Genomic DNA, 18,380 nt, shown 5'->3' on the forward strand with positions numbered 1-18,380 from the left:
ATTTTAAATCCGATGATGAATGACAAGCCAGATTGGATACGATTACAGAAAGCCCTAGCTATAGAATCAGAACAAGGTTTTACCGATTTAATGGGTAAGCAGTACCGCTTCAGTGAGTTTTTTACCCTAACTTTCGGCAAATTTCCCACGGGTTTGCCCACCAATGAACGGCGTCGCTGGCAAGAATTATCTGTTGAATTCGCTAATTATTCCAATCTGGGCTTGCAAGATAGACAGCGTTTAATCTCAGAAACTCGCAAATATCTTTATCAATTACAGCAAACTGTTGATAAGGAAACAATCGTATCTTCTTCATCTCCATCATCTCCTTCGTCCCCTTCATCTTCATCTCCTTCATCCTCATTCACCTACTCTCGAATTCTTTCTTCCCAAGCCCCAACTCCTAGCGTCCAATCTCCAACCCCCAATCCCCATGTTGCGGGAACTCCGAGTTCTCAAATTCCCAATCCCCAATCCAAAATCATTGCCGAAGTGAGTCGGAGACTAGCTCCCAAAATTGACCAAAAACTCAGGGAATTACCAGAAATAGGAATCAAAAAAGCAGGAAGTTTAGAGCGTCTTGGCTTGGAGACAGTGCGCGACTTGCTTTTTTACTATCCCCGCGACCACATTGATTATAGCCGTCAAGCTCATATCCGCGAGTTGGAGGCGGGGGAGACCGTAACGATAGTCGCAACAGTCAAAAGTTGCAATTGCTTTAGCAGCCCTAAAAATCAAAAGCTAACAATTTTAGAATTATCGCTGCGCGATAATACCGGACGCATTAAGATTAGTCGGTTTTTCGCAGGTACGCGCTATAGCAGTCGCGCATGGCAAGAAAGTTTAAAGCGGCGCTATCCTCAGGGTAGTATTGTAGCAGCGTGTGGATTGGTTAAAGGAAGCAAGTATGGGTTAACTCTAGAAGATCCAGAAATAGAAGTTTTAGCGCATCCCGGCGATACGATAGAGTCACTCAGTATCAATCGAGTTTTACCAGTTTATGCCTTAACAGAGGGTGTTGGTGCGGATCTCGTGCGTCAAGCAGTTACGGCTGTTTTACCTTGTGCTTCCTCTCTCAAAGATCCCTTACCAAGTGGGTTGCGAGGTAAGTATGAATTGATGGAATTGAAGGAAGCGGTTGCTAACATTCACTTTCCTTCCGATAGTATGACCCTGCAAGCAGCCCGTCGTCGTCTTGTTTTTGACGAATTCTTTTACTTGCAATTGAGTTTACTACAACGGCAACACTATGCCAAGGCAAGCCAAACCAGTGCTGTTCTTGCACCTAAAGGAGAGTTGCTGGAAAAATTTTACGAGATATTGCCTTTTAAACTGACTAACGCACAGCAACGAGTTGTTCATGAAATTCTCAACGATTTGCAAACATCTGTACCGATGAATCGTTTGGTTCAAGGAGATGTTGGTTCTGGTAAAACCATTGTGGCTGTGATTGCTATCCTGGCGGCTATTCAATCTGGGTATCAAGCAGCACTGATGGCTCCTACTGAAGTTTTGGCAGAACAACATTATCGTAAGTTAGTGAGTTGGTTTAATCTTTTGCATTTACCAGTAGAATTACTGACTGGTTCTACAAAAATGGCAAAAAGAAGACAAATTCACGCTCAGTTAGAAACTGGTGAATTGCCTTTGTTGGTGGGAACTCATGCATTGATTCAAGACCCTGTTAATTTTCAACGTTTGGGTTTGGTCGTTATTGATGAACAGCATCGCTTTGGGGTGGAACAACGGGCAAAGTTACAACAAAAAGGCGAGCAACCTCACGTTCTAACGATGACAGCAACTCCAATTCCGCGAACACTGGCGCTCACAATACACGGGGATTTGGATGTCAGCCAAATTGATGAGTTACCGCCCGGACGGCAAAAAATTCAAACAAATATTCTAACCAGTCAGCAGCGCACCCAAGCTTACGACCTCATCCGCAGAGAGATTGCTAAAGGACAACAAGTTTACGTGGTATTGCCATTGGTGGAAGAATCAGAAAAATTAGATGTGCGATCGGCAGTGGAGGAGCATCAAAAGTTACAAGAAAGTATTTTTCCTGAGTTTCAGGTGGGGTTGCTCCACGGTCGCATGAGTTCAGTGGATAAAGACGAAGCGATCGGTAAATTTCGGGCTAATCAAACTCAAATTTTAGTTTCGACCACTGTTGTAGAGGTAGGTGTAGACGTACCAAATGCAACAGTTATGCTCATAGAAAATGCGGAACGCTTTGGTTTATCGCAATTGCACCAATTACGAGGACGTGTTGGTAGAGGTGCGGCTCAATCTTACTGTTTGTTAATGAGCAGTTCTAGAAGCCCGGATGCACAGCAACGCCTGCGAGTTTTGGAACAGTCCCAAGATGGCTTTTTTATCTCTGAAATGGATATGCGTTTTCGCGGTCCCGGACAAGTTTTAGGAACTCGTCAATCTGGTGTACCGGACTTTACTTTGGCTAGTTTGGTAGAAGATGAGGAGGTCTTAGTTTTAGCGCGACAAGCAGCAGAAAAGGTGATAGAGATAGACGCAAGTTTAGAGCGATGGTATTTGATGAAAGAAGAGTTGAAATATCGGTACGAGCGGTTAATGGGTGGGGCAATTTTGACATAACTGATTTTGCGTATATTTTTATCAATAACACGAAAAATTGGAATTTCTAGCCTGCTTAGGCTGGCTTCGTTTGTATAGCCTCACCCTTATAGGGTGTAGGTGCAAGATATCGGCTAACTCTGTTATAATCGCGTAAATTTCTTGATTGTTGTCGTTATTGTTGTTTGCGTTAGTTATTAGTTATACCTCTTTTAAGCCATACAAAATCTACTATTAAAAACCAACTAGTACAGTTCGGCGTAAATAAAGCAACCATTAGTAACAGAGAAAAAGCTAACAGTTAAAGCTTTTGCGCCTTCTGCCACGCCACTTGCTGTAGCCTGTGAAACCCGTCCACCGCAGTGGCTCCTCTGCCATCGTACTTCTGCCTTCGTGTACTAGGTAAACCAACCACTTCTCCAACGATGCGCTGGGTATTTCAATGCTTTCAATCCATCCATATTCTTATACTTAATAATCAAAAATAAATATCTAATTTAAATGAGGATAGGCAATTCATATTCAGCCTTCTACCAGATAATTGCCGGCAAGGCTTCTTGAATAACGGAAACAATAAGACTATTACTCATAAACTTTCATTAATTTTTCTGGATCGATAAGTTATTATTAATGTATTCATAAATATCTACAAATTGTATTGAATTAAAATTTACCTTACAGTGTTGCGACAAAAGCTGAGAATAGCAGAAATTGTACCGGATTTGATTGAGACAGTTTATAGTATTAGCTATCGGAGCAAAGCGCCGTAACGTTTTGTACCAAAGGATGAAAAACTGTGTCTTTTTGATAGACTAGGTCAATTTCCATTGGTATTTAGGGCACAAGATAAATACGAGGCTGTAAAGCTTCAGTTAACTGGTATTGCTTAAAAACTTGGGCAATGGAATCTGTTTTACCCGACAATGAAGCTTTGAGGCTTGAAGCACTTTTGCGCTATCGAATCCTTGATACATCATCAGAAGTAGCATTCGACGAGTTAACCAGTCTTGCGGCTTTCATTTGCAAGACTCCGATCGCATTGATTACCTTAATAGATAGCGATCGCCAGTGGTTTAAATCTAAAGTGGGATTAACAACTTCTGAAACTCCTCGCAGTGCCGCATTTTGTGCCCATGCTATTTTGCATAAAGAGCCACTGATCGTTCCAGATGCGTTGCAAGATCCCCGCTTTGCTACTAACCCTCTAGTCACTGAAGATCCTCACATCCGGTTTTACGCAGGTGCGCCTTTGACAACACCACAAGGTTTTCGGATTGGAACATTATGTGTTATTGACCGGGTACCGCGCCAACTTAACTTAGAGGAAATCACCGCCCTTGAAGCACTTAGTCGTCAGGTTGTCAGCCAGATAGAACTTCGCTATTTAAAAAAATCATTGCAGCAACAAGAAAGCTATTTTCGTGCCATTGTGGAAGTAGAGCCAGAATTATCCATTACGCGAAATCTGAAAGAGCTCAAGCACGCAGAAGATGCTTTGCGACGTGAGAAAGAATACATCAGTCATATTGTAACTGCTGCTCCAACTTTGATTTGTGGGATTGCTCCTGATGGGATGACTACCTTTGTAAATCCCATAGTTAGTGAAGTCACGGGTTATAGCAGTGATGAACTTGTGGGAAAAAATTGGTGGCATATTTTCTATCCAGATGGCGAATACTGGCAAGTTGAGCAACTGTTCCGTGATTTTGAGAAGGGACAAGTGATTAACTACGAAATGAGACTGACTACCAAGCACGGACAGAAACGAGTGATTTCGTGGAACTCGGTCAATCGTTGGAACGATAGCGGTACATTGTTGGAGGTAATTGGTATTGGTGCGGATGTCACACAGCAAAGACAGTCAGAGATTGCTTTATACCAGCAAACTCAACGAGAACATTTGATGGCAGAAATGGCAAAGCATATTCGTCGGTCGCTAGATCTAGAGGAAATTTTAAAGACAACGGTTTCAGAAGTGCAGCAATTCCTTCAGTGCGATCGCGTTTTCATCTATCGCTTTCATCCCGATTGGACCGGTAGTATAGTGGTTGAGTCACTTGCGCCCGGTTGCAAGAGCGTTCAGGGGACTATCATCAAAGATTCTTTTTTCCAAGAACTCTCTCTTCGCCCATTTTACGAACAGGGAAAGATTCAAGCTGTTGCGGATATATACACATCAAATCTTGCACCTTGTCACATAGCATTGCTCGAACAATTGCAAATTCGCTCGAATCTAGTTGTCTCCATTGTAGTAGAAAACGGAGGAACGGGGGCATCTTCTCAACTTTGGGGGCTCCTTGTTGCCAACCATTGTTTTGAGCCACGAGGGTGGGAACCTGTAGAAATTAATTTACTCAAACAGTTGGGAACTCAAGTGGCAATTGCCATTCAGCAATCCGAACTTTATCAACAAGCACAAACAGAACTCCTCGAACGCAAGCGCACGGAAAAGTTGCTTCTCAGTACCCAAAATCAGCTTCAGCACCTTCTTGCTTACAGTCCGGCGATTATTTATAGCTGCAAGCCATCGGGATACTTTGGAGCGACTTTCGTTAGCGATAACGTGTTTAACATTTTGGGATATGAGCCCCAAGAGTTTACAAGCCATTCTCAGTTTTGGTTTTCTCACATCCATCCAGATGACCGGAACCGCGTGCTTGCTGAATTAGTGCAGTTAACCCACCGAAAACACTTTGCTTATGAATACCGCTTTTTGCACAAGAACGGTTATTACCGATGGATGTATGATGAACTGAGACTGGTGACAGATGCTGAAGGAAATCCCATAGAAATTGTGGGATGCTGGCAAGATATTAGCAGTTCTCGATTCTAGCCTGCTTGCTGACGTGACAAACCACTTAAAGGCATTCCCAGGCGGAGCCTGGGAAAAGGGGTGAGCCAATCTGTAATAGCTCGCAGTCGCCAGTCCATAGGCTCTCGTCCCCAATTCCTAAGTAAATTCGATTGTATCAACGAAATTTAGAATGCTCTCTTCGATCCTTTGAGACTCTTGTTCAATTGAACCGGGAGTTTCTCCATCAAAAAAGCTGCGCTGGCTGCTAACTATATATAGGAAATTACCACTGGTAAATCCTAAAAGTCCCCGATAGGCATCTAATCTGCTAGCAGTTCCGTTGTTTCCCGTTTTAGAAATGTTTGAACCTTCAGGCATATCAACTAGCACAAAGTACGCACCATCCAATGCGTCCTCTATGTACTTAGTATGTTTTACCCGTGCATCTGGTAAATTTGCAACAATTCCTTGAGGTACATACTGTTCTAGGAGAAGCGATCGTAGATATTCTTCGTGTCCTATAGATTCAATTTCCTTTTTTTGCTGTGATGTCAAGCGAAAGTAATCAATTCTTAATAGAGTTCCAAAGTCATCAGAAAAGCTAACTAACCCTTCTTGCGCTTGAACTCTACCACCTCTTTGAGTGTCTACAGGAATCGGAACTACAAAATTCTTTCCTGGAGACTCATACATTTGTGGTTCGGAACCTTCATCAAACCCTGGTGCATCATCATCTAGAAATTCTTCATCTTCTAATTCTTCCTCTACGTCTTCAAAAGCGGCTATAACTTCGTCTCTGACTTCCTTGGCTTCATCATCTTTAATTTCCAACGCTTCTTGTAACTTTTTTAGTAAATTCATTTTTCCTTTCGGAATCACTATTTCTTCCTCATCAACAAGAAGGCTAACCCCCGCCGCATAAGCATCAAGTGTTAAGTCTTCCGAGAGGGAACTCTTTGCTGCGTTAAATAATGCTCCTACACTATCTTCTTCCGCTATAGCTATCAGTTTATCTAGAAGCTCTAACATTTGATCATCTGAATATTCTTCAAAAACTTCTAGAAATTCCCACAGAATATCGGCTATATAGTCTGGATCTACTTCGTCTAAGCTAGAATCAGCCGCCGAAGTTACAACTCCAATCGCTGCTACCGCTTCTTGTGCGGTCAGTTTCTCTTTAGTTGTTTTCGTGGAGTTAAAGATTTTGTCGTATTTGCCCATGACTGCTCCCTCCGTAAAAGCTGTTGGTGCTATCAAAACTTTAGTGTTAATGGGTAGTTTACCAAGCGAGGGAGTCCCCTAATCCTAGATCTTCCGTAAAACTTTCTTCTTGCTACAGATAAGGCATACAGGAAGCAGTCAGGCAAAAAAATCTTTATAAAACTTAATTTGAACATTTGAATCCGTAGCGATCGCTAGACAATTTTCCGAAAAAGTTTTGTCTGTCAGTGAAGCTAAATAAATGAGGTTGAAATCTAAAAAAACGTACAGGCATTAAAAAGATCGGTGATATATAATACATATAGGAAGGCGATCGAGAAGAATCAGGGATCAATCTTAAAGGGGTTATTTTAGATGGATACAGCAACAAAAAATACTTTATCGCACTCATCATCTATCGAGCGATCGCTCATTCTCTGGTTTGATGAGGTTGGGATTGCGGATATACCAATTGTTGGTGGTAAAAACGCATCCTTGGGTGAGATGATTCAACAACTTACACCGAAAGGTGTAAATGTACCTATTGGATTTGCTACCACGGCTTATGCTTACCGATATTTTATTCAATCGGCTGGGTTAGAAGAGAAACTGCGAAAACTGTTTTCTGACCTAGATGTAGAGGATGTCAAAAATTTGCGAGAACGAGGGAAAAAAGCAAGAGCATTACTACTCCACACACCATTTCCAACACCACTAAGAGAAGCCATTGTGGAAGCTTACAAGCTTCTGTGCAAACGATACAATCCAGATACAGACGTAGCTGTACGCTCTAGTGCAACGGCTGAAGACCTTCCTGATGCTAGTTTTGCAGGTCAGCAAGAAACATATCTCAACGTAACTGGGGTAGAGAGTGTTTTAGCAGCATGTCATAAATGTTTTGCATCTTTATTTACAGATAGAGCTATTTCTTATCGACATATTAAGAAATTTGACCATTTTAGCGTTGCTCTTGCTGTTGGTATACAAAAGATGGTGCGTTCTGACCTAGCATGCTCTGGCGTCATGTTCTCAATTGAAACCGAAACGGGTTTCAAGAACTCTGCATTGATTACAGCAGCATACGGCTTGGGGGAAAATGTAGTTCAAGGATCTGTTAACCCAGACGAGTACTATGTTTTTAAACCAACTTTACGAGAAGGTTACAACCCAATCGTTGATAAAAGATTGGGGAGTAAAGAATTAAAAATGGTCTATGATGATGGCACAAAATTTACAAAAAATATCTTAGTGCCTCAAATAGAAAGAAATAAATATGCTTTAACAGATGAAGAAATTTTACAACTCGCTCGTTGGGCTTGTTTAATAGAAGACCATTATTCTCAAGTTCACAACACCTACACCCCAATGGACATCGAGTGGGCAAAAGATGGTATCACAAACGAATTGTTTATTGTCCAAGCCCGACCGGAAACAGTCCAATCACAAAAAACGCAAAATGTTTTAAGGACGTATCGTTTTACAGGGAGCGGAGCATGGGGGATCGGGACTGGGGAAAAGTTAGCTCAATCGCCAATTGCCAATTCTCAAGCGCCAAAAGCACTAGTTATAGGACGTGCTATTGGAGAAGCAATCAGTCAGGGAAAAGCTCACCTGATTACAGATATACACAAACTTGAAGATTTCCAAGCGGGAGAAGTTTTAGTCACAGATAGAACGGACCCTGATTGGGAACCAATTATGAAAAAAGCCAGTGCGATTATCACCAATCAAGGGGGGCGTACCTGTCATGCAGCAATCATTGCACGAGAATTAGGTGTACCTGCCATTGTAGGATGTGGCAATGCTACGGAAATTTTGAAAAACGGTCAAGAAATTACCATTTCTTGTGCTGAAGGGGAAGAAGGAAGAGTTTATGAGGGATTATTGCCTTTTGAAGTGCAAGAAGTGACCTTAGAAGATTTACCTCGCACTCGCACTCAGATATTGATGAATGTGGGTAACCCTCAAGAAGCATTTAGCCTATCTGCAATTCCCAATGATGGAGTCGGTTTGGCAAGAACAGAGTTTATTATTGCCAACCACATCCAAACCCATCCAATGGCACTGATTCATTATGACAAGCTAGATGATGAATTTGTCAAAGATAAAGTGGCGACAATAACCGCACTTTATGATGATAAACCCCAGTATTTTGTCGATCGCCTCGCTCAAGGGATTGGGAGAATTGCTGCTGCTTTTTATCCCAAACCAGTTATAGTGCGAATGTCAGATTTTAAGAGTAATGAATACGCTAACTTGTTGGGTGGGAAGCAGTTTGAACCAGAAGAAGAAAACCCAATGCTCGGCTGGCGGGGTGCAGCACGTTACTATGATGAAGGCTACAAAGAAGCGTTTGCTTTGGAGTGCCAAGCAATGAGACGAGTGAGGGACGAGATGGGATTAACAAACGTAATTCCCATGATTCCCTTCTGTCGCACTCCCAATGAGGGGCGTCTGGTGTTGGAAGAAATGGCAAAAAATGGTTTAAAGCAGGGTGTCAACGATTTGCAAGTTTATGTCATGTGCGAGTTACCCAATAATGTCATTCTGGCTGACGAGTTTGCACAAGTGTTTGATGGGTTTTCTATAGGTTCCAATGACTTGACTCAACTAACACTGGGGTTGGATAGGGATTCTGCTTTAGTGTCGCGATTATTCGACGAACGCGGTGAGGGAGTCAAGCAAATGGTCAGGTTGGCGATCGCCGCTGCTAAAAGGTACAATCGGAAAATTGGCATTTGCGGTCAAGCACCCAGCGATTACCCAGAATTTGCTCAATTCCTAGTGGAACAAGGAATTGATTCCATTAGCCTCAATCCCGATTCCGTGTTAAAAACCATGTTGGAGATCGCTAAAGTAGAAAATACACAGTGACTCATGACTAGCGACCAGTGAATAAAAAAATATTTTACCTTAGCATGGCGAGTGTATTTTTGCTATCACTCGCCTTCCGATTTTGGGGATTGGGACGATTCAATACCCTTGTTTTTGACGAAGTTTACTATGCTAAATTTGGCAACAACTATCTGACCAATACCCCATTTTTTGACGGTCATCCACCATTAGGAAAATACATTATTGCCATAGGAATTTGGATTGCCAATCACATTCCTTTTTTACAAAACCAGGTCAATGGGTTAACTGGGTCGGTGATGTCACCCATCAGTTATCGCTGGATCAATGCTTTTTCTGGCTCATTTATTCCTGTGATTGTTGGGGCGATCGCTTATCAAATCAGTTACCGTCGCAGCTTTGCCTTTCTAGCTGCATTGTTTGCAGCGTGTGATGGTATATTTCTTGTAGAATCCCGCTATGCCTTAATCAATCAATATATTGTCATTTTCGGCTTATTGGGACAATTGTGTTTGATTCTGGCACTTGCCAAACAGCACTTACGGCGTACCTTTTGGTTAGTCATTTCTGGAGTCGCTTTTGGTGCTTCTTGTGCTACCAAGTGGAACGGTTTGTGGTTTCTGCTAGGTGCTTATCTTATGTGGATAATAGCTTGGGGAAATCGGTGGTTGCAATCTTTTCACTTGAAGAGAGTCAAGAGCAACGAGCAATCCCAAGATGAATTTGTTCATCATCATGCTCAAAATAATTCTGTTGAAATAGAAAGTCAGGAAACTTCTGTTTTGCCTTTATCTTTGACCTCATTACCCATTGGCAAAAGAAAGACGAAATATATAAACCCCTATAGACTAGAAGCTAAGCCTACTCCACTAAAAAAATTAACTCAACTGAATATTTTTCAGATTCTATTTTTTTTAGGAATCATTCCTGCGATTGTGTACAGCCTTATCTGGATTCCACACCTACACTTAGATACAAGATATGGGTTTGTAGAAGTTCACAAGCAGATTTTAGGATTTCACGAACGTCTGGGTAATAGCTCTAAAATACATCCTTACTGTTCTCCTTGGTATACATGGCCTTTCATGATTCGACCAATGGCGTATTTCTACCAAACAGCAACGAGTATTAAAGATCCAATTCCTGTCATAGGTCCTCCTCTTCCTACAGGTGCAGGGAAAGTTATTTATGACGTTCATGCCATGGGCAATCCCTTATTATGGTGGTTTGGTGCTGCTGCGCTTTTATTTTTCTTAGGAGTCTTAATTCGACAATTTGCCAAGCTTTGGATTGAGCAAAAACGTTTTTTCCTGTCTGCTGAATTCAGCAACGAGACTTGGATTGTTTTGTATTTCTTAGTCAATTATGCCGCAAATTTACTCCCTTGGGTAAAAGTCAACCGATGCCTTTTTATCTATCACTACATGACAGCTGTGGTCTTTGCATTTCTGGCGATCGCTTGGCTTGTCGATTGGTGCATCCGCAGTTACTATACTCAAATGCGTGCTGTTGGCCTGACTCCTACCATTTCAATTATTATAGCCTTTATTTTCTGGTTGCCGATTTATTTAGGTTTACCCCTATCAAATTTTGAGTTTAGACCCGTAAGGAGCTGGGCTGTTGGCGTGACTCTTACCTTTTTGATTATTGCAGCCTTTATTTTCTGGTTGCCGATCTATTTAGGTTTACCCCTATCAAATTTTGAGTATAGACCCGTGAGGATGTGGTTTAATTCTTGGATTTAATTGTTAGTGGTTAGTTGTTAGTAGGGTCGGCAATGCCGACCCTAACTTTTCAAGAGATTTTTTAACATAAATACACATCTGCCGTGCAAGCAATCACTGACTTTTAATATTTATTATCTGAAACATAAATTGACAATCGTCTAAACTAATGTAAGCTACACTACTGTAGTAATGCAAGTCAAAGTCCTGAGGAAAAGTAGAAAGAAAGCCGAGCGGTCACTATTAGGAAAAATTTTGTTAACTTTATAGAATACGTGCTGCTGTTTGAAAATTTATCAACTGTCAAAAACTGAAAAGTTTGTAGTTTGTGTTCTTTTGAGAAATTTTATCAGAAATTCACAAAATTACGTAAAGTTACTCTACTATTAACAATAGAGGTTCATAGTGCTTAAGGATTTACAACAAGACATTAACGTAACTAGCTTAAAAGAAGCACCCATTCATGTTTCCGGTCAAGTTCAACCCCATGGAGTTCTTCTTGTTCTGAAAGAACCTGAATTAACTATATTGCAAGTTACCACCAATGTCTCTTCAGTATTTGGGATAGCTCCGATAAATTTGCTGCACCAAAAACTGGAAGATTTACTCGATCCTTTTCAAATAGAAAGAATAAAAGCAGGACTGTTAGAAGATAGTTTGGATTTCATCAATCCTACAAAAATTTGGGTGCGGAAAAAAGGTGATGAATATGTAGTCTTTGACGCAGTCTTTCATCGCAACCCAGAAGGATTGTTGATTTTGGAATTAGAGCCTGCTATTGCTCAGGACAATATTCCCTTTTTAAGTTTTTATCATTTAGCGAGAGCATCCATTAATCAACTGGGGGAAACTAGCAATATTAGGGAGTTCTGCCAAATTATTGTCCAAGAAGTCCGGAAAGTCACCGGATTTGATAGGGTAATGCTTTATAAATTTGATGCAGACGGACATGGCTCTGTTATTGCTGAAGAAAAACTAGATCATCTAGAACCTTACTTGGGTTTGCATTACCCAGAATCAGATATTCCCAAACCAGCAAGAAGGTTATTTGTTTCCAATTGGATTAGAATCATACCGGATACTCGTTCAGAACCTGTAGAAATTTTTCCAATCAATAATCCAGTTACCCAACGTCCGGTAGACTTAACCAACTCCAGTCTCAGAAGTGCGGCTCCATGCCACATACAGTACTTGCATAACATGGGTGTAGGTGCTTCTTTGACAATTTCTTTGATTAAAGAAGGAAAACTTTGGGGTCTCATTGCTTGTCACCATCAGACACCCAAATACGTTGCTTATGAGTTAAGAAAAGCGTGCGAATTTCTCGGTCGAGTCATATTTGCAGAACTTTCAGCTAGAGAAGAAACGGAAGATTATGACTACCGCATGCAGTTAGCGTCTATTCAATCAGCTTTGGTTGAATATATGGCGCAAGAAGAAAACTTTATTGATGGGTTAGTGAAACACCAGCCCAGCCTTCTCGATTTAACCAGCGCTCAAGGTGCAGCGATCTGCTTTGGTGGAAATTACACGTTAATTGGTGAAACTCCCAAAGAAGAAGATTTGAACTTTTTAGTCCAGTGGTTGAGGAATAATGTCAAAGAAGAAGTCTTCTATACAGATTCTTTGCCACATATTTATCCTGATGCTGAAAGATTCAAACATGTTGCCAGTGGCTTGCTAGCAATTCCCATCTCCAAACGAAATTACGTTTTGTGGTTTAGACCAGAAGTTATTCAAACTGTAAACTGGGGAGGCGATCCCAATAAGGCTTTTGAGTTGAGCCAAACAGAAGGGAATTTGCACTTGCGTCCCCGAAAATCCTTTGAACTCTGGAAAGAGACAGTTCGCTTAACCTCTTTGCCGTGGCGATATGTAGAAATAAAAGCCGCACTGGAATTACGAAAAGCAATTGTTAATATCGTACTGCGTCAGGCTGATGAACTGGCTCAGCTGGCGCACGATCTGGAGCGTTCCAACGCTGAATTGAAAAAGTTTGCTTACGTCGCCTCGCACGATTTGCAAGAACCTCTCAATCAAGTGGCAAATTACGCGCAGTTGCTGGAAATGCGCTACGACCAACAACTCGATGAAGATGCTAAGGAATTTATTGGTTACGTTGTTGAGGGAGTCAGTCTCATGCAGACTCTGATTGACGATGTGCTAGCTTATTCTAAAGTAGATATGCAAGCGATTGAGTTTGAACTCATAGAGGTAGATACGGCATTAGAACGCGCCTTGACTAATTTACGCAAGCGTGTTAGTGAAACTAAGGCTGTAATTACTTATGATGACTTACCAACTGTAATGGCTGATAGTACCCAGTTGATGCAGTTATTCCAAAATCTCATTGGCAATGCTATCAAATTCCGCAGTGACAAGAATCCGGAAATCCATATAGGAGCAACTCGCTTGGAAGATGAGTGGTTGTTTTCTGTGCGGGATAACGGTATTGGTATCGATCCGCAGTTTAGCGATCGCATTTTCGTCATCTTTCAGCGTTTGCATACGCGAGATGAGTACCAAGGTACAGGAATGGGTTTGGCAATTTGTAAGAAAATTGTCGAGTGTCACCGGGGAAGAATATGGGTAGAGTCACAACTCGGTGAAGGAGCAACTTTCTACTTTACGATTCCAGTCGGAGGACGCGATCGTGAGCGCAGAAGCGGAAGAAAAGTACAAAACAATCTTTTTGGTAGAGGACAACAAAGCTGATGTTCGTCTGATCCAAGAAGCATTGAAAAATAGTACAGTACCACATCAAGTCATTACGGCTAGGGATGGTATGGATGCTATGGCTTATTTACGTCAAGAAGGGGAGTATGCGGATGCGCCCCGTCCTGACCTTATTCTGCTAGATTTAAACTTGCCAAGAAAAGATGGTAGGGAAGTTTTGGCAGAAATTAAAGCCGACCCACAACTCAAACGCATTCCTGTCGTCGTACTGACAACCTCACACAATGAGGATGACATTTTCCACAGCTACGATTTGCACGTGAATTGCTACATTACCAAATCCCGCAACCTCAGCCAGCTTTTCAAAATCGTCAAAGGAATAGAAGAGTTTTGGCTAGCAACCGTAACTTTACCATCAGAATAAATTATGAATGATGAGTGCTGAATGATGAATGCTAAATACTTAAACCTTCCATTCATAATTCATAATCCATAATTCATAATTCATCATTCCATAGGGGGTGACCTCGGTGAAAATTTTGTTAATTGAGGACAATCTTGCAGAAGCAAGGTTGTTAGAAGAGTTACTCAAAAACGCCGAGTCCAATCAATTTAGTTTGTTTCACGTTCAGCGATTGAGGGACGCTCTTCAAGAATTAAGTAGGGCTACTTATGACGCTATCTTGTTAGATTTGACCCTACCAGATAGTGAAGGGTTAGCTTCCCTCTCGCCTTTGATAAAGCAAGCACCTAATTTGCCAATTGTTGTATTGACCAATACTAACGACGAGCGACTCGCCCTCGAAGCGGTGCGGAAAGGAGCGCAAGATTATCTTGTCAAACGACAAATTAATGTCTCAGTCTTGATTCGTTCTCTACGTTATGCAATTGAGCGCAAACAAGCTTTAGAATCATTACGTGCAGTCAATCAGGCGTTAGAAAGCCGGGTTGAAGAACGAACAGCTGAACTTGTGAAAGTTCAGGAAATCAGTCAGTTTAAATCAGAATTTGTCTCCATGCTGTCACACGATATTCGCAGCCCCTTAAATACAATTCAGTTAATTTCTGGATTATTGCATAATAGCGGAGACAAATTGCCTAAAGAGAAAAAAAATTCTCATTATCAGTTGATTCGTTCTGCAATCAAAAGCATGGCTCAAATATTAGATGAAGTTTCATTTTTAGGGAGAGCAGATTCCGGCAAACTTATATGTGAATTTCAACTACTTAATTTAGAAATATTTTGCCATCAACTGATTGAAGAAGTGCAACTAAGTTTAAAAGAAAAACATCTTTCTCTGATTTTTACAAGTGTTGGTCAATTGGAAGAAGCATTGTGGGATGAAATTGTACTGCGGCATATTTGTAGTAATTTGCTAAGCAATGCTATTAAATATTCCCCACAAGAGAGTACCATTCGATTTGAATTGATTGGGCAGGCACAAAAAGTCATTTTTCAGATACATGACGATGGAATAGGTATTCCAAAAGAAGACCGCGAGCAAATGTTTCAACCTTTTTATCGAGCTTCCAATGTAGGTTCGATCCCCGGTACTGGATTGGGTTTATCAATTGTTAAAAAATGCGTGGACACCCTTGGAGGGGAAATTTCCGTTCATAGCGAGATTGGTATAGGGACGACCTTTGCCGTTACACTACCTGTAGTTAGAAAGAGCAGGGAGTAGAATTATAACAAATCCTGTACAGTCAGTTTGCCCTAACAATCAGCCGAAAAAATTTTGTCATTTTGGGATGAATGATTCGACCTTTCAAATAAAGACATAAGAACTCATGCAAAATTCTTCTTTTATAAACTAGAGTTTGTTGGCAAAAAAACACAAACACGTAAAAAAAATATAAAATTTCTGTCTTCTATTTGTAGTTGCGATGTCTGTGTTTGCAGAAAGCTTAGCAGGGAGGGCATACATTACAACTACAAACTATATATGCTTATTTGTGCCAACTTCACTTATGAAATTTTGCTTGTCATTCTTAAAACTATTAGCCTGCATTTGGTTGGTATTTTTTATAATTATTTTTCCTTTATCCACACAAGGTATTCAGCTTGACCAATCTGCTGCAATAAGAAACACCATGTCTCTAACAGATGTTGCTCGCAACCTCCGCAACTTCAACTTAATGACACAAGCAAGTTATGAGGAGGTTATTCGCTTAATTGCAGAGGGAGCAATTACGGATCGTTTGGCTTTACTCGATCAACTTATACAGGCTGCTACAGACCGTCTACTTCCTTTTTCACCTACAGTAGGATTGTTTAAAGCAGTTGTGGGGTTCGATGTAGAAGAACCAAATGAGGAGGAACGCGCTCAATTAATTAAAATTTTGCATCAACTTAGAGAGTCAGGTGTTATCACTCAACACGTCCACAAACAACTGCAAGCAGATCTCATGGGGAATCGTATAGGAAAACTTGATGTTCAGCTATTTGAGCAGGCTAAACGGCGAATGAAAATTTATGAATGGCTTGAATCAAAACAATATGAACCTCTCCTTAATTCCTTGCGTTCTACTGCTGTACTTTCACAAGAGGGATACAAGCGACTCCTCAAAGATTTTAAGTCTCACAATGTTAACGATGGAATTGAGTTATTTAAGTATATTGACGGATCTACAGTTTTTGCTCGACGAGATAACTCTGAAGCTTTTTCCGATTACTTACAAAAAATTTATGTTGGTATTGCCCAAACCTTAGCCAAGAGTGGTGTAGCAAACCTTCATTTTGAAAATCTTAAATTAGAAATAGTTAAACAAACAATCTTTAGCAACTATCAAACTGAGAAATTACTCCCTTCGCGCTCGAAGATTTCTTAATTAAATGAACCGCAGAGGCGCAGAGGACACAGAGGAAAGAGGAGAAGAAGATCGGTAGTCTTATGGCGGAAAGGGAGTAATAGTTTCCGTTAGTGTTAATGGAAAGCAATATCAACAAAGCGACTACCAATTCGAGGAGTTATCTATCAATTTATTCAATAAAATCCTACGCGATCGCGGGTCCCCCTATCGGCTTTATGACACATGGATTTTAATTTCTATATCAGAGATACCATTGTTAGAACGTTACGGTTTTGGTGTTATTGCTTTAACAGAAAATCAAGCTAAAGCTTTGTTTGAAAAATTTTATGTAAGTATTGACCATGAAAACCTACTTACAACAAATAGTATTGAAAAAATTATAAAAAATCTTGAAACGATTGGGCTATTAGACTACTTAACTCCACAGCAAATATCCGCTACTCGTCGCAACATTGCACAAAGCTACTTGACTCATTCCTCTCAAGTTTTGAAGGCATTCGATCGCTTAGTCTTGACCTTCAATTGGGAAAATGCGGAACCAAGAGAAGCTGTATATAAGGAATTCACGTATAAATTAATTTCTCTAGCACACAGAGATTTTACAATCAGTAATATTTCAACTGAATTTAACAATAAACACCAGCCTGTGGGTCAGTCTTTCACACTCAATGGAAAGCGTTACAGTACAAAAATTAACTATAACACGATTCAAATTCCAGATTCTAAATACTTAAATTCCCTTCTACAGATTGTGGAGCAAAATTTTCCTAAAGGCAAGTTTTATTCTATTTATGAAAAGTATGACATAGGCTATATGTTTCTTACGGATGAGCAACGGGATGTGCTTCAGCATAACGGATTTTTTGTGCTGAAACCATTGATAAAGAAAGATTAGAAATGCATATTTGTATCTTATTGATACAGCTTGATCCGCCCGAATTTCCGTTGACTTTGAGCAAACAGAGCTCTTAAGACTACAAAGCGACAGCCAAGGTCGTTATAACGTATCTTCAGTTGTTTTGACTGAGTTCTTAGTTGTTGAGTTTTAATAATAATCTGATTGGCAGAATTTTTGTGTAAAGATGTTGTCTCAATTGGTAACTTATCTACCTGTTTTGATTGAGAAGGCAAGAAGCTTTTTGTAGTTATTATTTTAGATGAATTTTCGCATTGGAGTTGATTGTTTGACGGGCTCTTTATAAGTTTTTCTATTAAGAGTATTAATTCATCTGGAGCGATTGGTTTAATTAAATAAGCTTGAAACCCATACCTTAAAGCAAAGTTGCGTCCTTCTTCCAAATCCAGACCTGTTACCGCTATAGCTGGGATTTGTCCTAATGGAGGGTTAAGTGTTCTAACTTTACGAATGAGCGTATAACCATTGATTTGAGGCATAACGATATCACTAATCAAAAGATTTGGCTGAAATTTCACCATGAGTTCCACAGCTTCCATGACCTTTGAGGCTGTCATTACCTGAAAATTAAAACTTTCAAGAATAAAGCGCATAAAAATGCAGCTATCAACATCATCATCTACTACAAGTACTCGCAATCTATCTACAGATTGAGAATTATTTTCACTATCTTTGGAATCACAATCGCTCTTTTCAGGTTTCATAGTAACAGTGTTTCTTAGTTGAGAGTCTAATTAGGGTAAAGGAGAGTGGGGTATGGTTCTCTTTTATGGAAGAGTGATTCGTACAAATACTCAAACCATCTGTCTTT

Annotated in this window: 11 protein-coding genes; 9 read left to right on the top strand and 2 right to left on the bottom strand. The window is 40.5% G+C overall.

Annotated features, from left to right (window positions below):
- The first annotated feature begins 12 nt into the window (after positions 1–12).
- On the top strand, positions 13–2,613 hold the full coding sequence (gene recG, locus HC643_RS08240) for an ATP-dependent DNA helicase RecG (protein WP_038084119.1): 2,601 nt from the start codon (positions 13–15) through the stop codon (positions 2,611–2,613).
- Positions 2,614–3,493: 880 nt separating this feature from the next.
- On the top strand, positions 3,494–5,425 hold the full coding sequence (locus HC643_RS08245; RefSeq protein WP_050046281.1) for a GAF domain-containing protein: 1,932 nt from the start codon (positions 3,494–3,496) through the stop codon (positions 5,423–5,425).
- A gap of 117 nt (positions 5,426–5,542) precedes the next feature.
- Here the strand turns inward: HC643_RS08245 and HC643_RS08250 are convergent, their stop codons facing one another.
- Entirely contained in the window at positions 5,543–6,607 is a 1,065-nt protein-coding gene (locus HC643_RS08250; RefSeq protein WP_038084117.1) for a tellurite resistance TerB family protein, read from the bottom strand.
- Between the two features lie 354 nt (positions 6,608–6,961).
- Between HC643_RS08250 and ppsA the strand changes: the two genes are divergently transcribed.
- The 7 genes from ppsA to HC643_RS08285 all read left to right on the top strand — a co-directional run bounded on the left by ppsA (position 6,962) and on the right by HC643_RS08285 (position 17,548).
- Positions 6,962–9,460, top strand: a complete 2,499-nt coding sequence (ppsA, locus tag HC643_RS08255) for a phosphoenolpyruvate synthase (protein WP_038084115.1) — start codon at positions 6,962–6,964, stop codon at positions 9,458–9,460.
- Positions 9,461–9,504: 44 nt separating this feature from the next.
- On the top strand, positions 9,505–11,184 hold the full coding sequence (locus tag HC643_RS08260) for a dolichyl-phosphate-mannose--protein mannosyltransferase (protein WP_050046280.1): 1,680 nt from the start codon (positions 9,505–9,507) through the stop codon (positions 11,182–11,184).
- Between the two features lie 384 nt (positions 11,185–11,568).
- Positions 11,569–13,878 carry a sensor histidine kinase gene (locus tag HC643_RS08265; protein WP_202048597.1) on the top strand — a complete coding sequence of 770 codons (2,310 nt, stop codon included), beginning with the start codon at positions 11,569–11,571 and terminating at the stop codon, positions 13,876–13,878.
- Positions 13,817–14,263 carry a response regulator gene (locus tag HC643_RS08270; protein WP_038084109.1) on the top strand — a complete coding sequence of 149 codons (447 nt, stop codon included), beginning with the start codon at positions 13,817–13,819 and terminating at the stop codon, positions 14,261–14,263. The genes HC643_RS08265 and HC643_RS08270 overlap by 62 nt, the downstream gene beginning before the upstream one ends.
- Before the next feature lie 97 nt (positions 14,264–14,360).
- Entirely contained in the window at positions 14,361–15,524 is a 1,164-nt protein-coding gene (locus HC643_RS08275; RefSeq protein WP_038084107.1) for a hybrid sensor histidine kinase/response regulator, read from the top strand.
- Between the two features lie 409 nt (positions 15,525–15,933).
- The gene (locus tag HC643_RS08280) at positions 15,934–16,671 is read left to right on the top strand and encodes a hypothetical protein (RefSeq protein ID WP_050046279.1); all 738 of its coding nucleotides are present in this window, start codon (positions 15,934–15,936) and stop codon (positions 16,669–16,671) included.
- Positions 16,672–16,906: 235 nt separating this feature from the next.
- Complete coding sequence (locus tag HC643_RS08285; RefSeq protein WP_038084104.1) at positions 16,907–17,548, top strand: hypothetical protein; 642 nt, start codon at positions 16,907–16,909, stop codon at positions 17,546–17,548.
- A gap of 17 nt (positions 17,549–17,565) precedes the next feature.
- On the opposite strand, the gene HC643_RS08290 is transcribed toward HC643_RS08285, so the two are convergent.
- Positions 17,566–18,273 (bottom strand): response regulator, encoded by a 708-nt coding sequence (locus HC643_RS08290; protein WP_167844637.1) that lies wholly within the window; start codon positions 18,271–18,273, stop codon positions 17,566–17,568.
- Between the last annotated feature and the right edge of the window lie 107 nt (positions 18,274–18,380).

It is taken from the genome of Tolypothrix bouteillei VB521301, from assembly GCF_000760695.4.
GTDB classification, from domain to species: Bacteria; Cyanobacteriota; Cyanobacteriia; order Cyanobacteriales; family Nostocaceae; genus Scytonema; species Scytonema bouteillei_A.